The organism is Pseudomonas sp. PDM22 (genome assembly GCF_014851965.1).
GTDB lineage: Bacteria > Pseudomonadota > Gammaproteobacteria > Pseudomonadales > Pseudomonadaceae > Pseudomonas.
In genome coordinates this window covers 1-255 of record NZ_JACVAR010000063.1, presented here as the reverse complement: position 1 = coordinate 255, position 255 = coordinate 1, and the positions used below count along the sequence as shown (strand labels likewise).

Here is a 255-nt window from a genome sequence, read left to right as displayed (position 1 = left end):
GCGTGGATCTCACCCCGCCGGTAGCGACCCTGACCATCAACGTGGTCGCCGGCGACGACATCGTCAACGCCGAAGAAGCCAAGGTCCAGCAGACCGTCAGCGGCAAGGCCGGTGGCGAGTTCCAGGCGGGCGACGTGGTGAGCTTCAAGCTCAACGGCACCGACTACAGCGCGAAAGTCGCGGCTGACGGTACCTGGAGTGTGAAAGTGGCCGGCGCGGACCTCGCGGCGGAAACCAGCATCCACGCCACCCTGG

The 255-nt window shown here is 66.7% G+C and carries 1 protein-coding gene; it reads left to right on the top strand.

The window, feature by feature from the left end; translation table 11 throughout:
• Nucleotides 1–255: Ig-like domain-containing protein (locus IB255_RS30660; RefSeq protein ID WP_192211306.1), on the top strand; the 255-nt coding region annotated here is incomplete at both ends.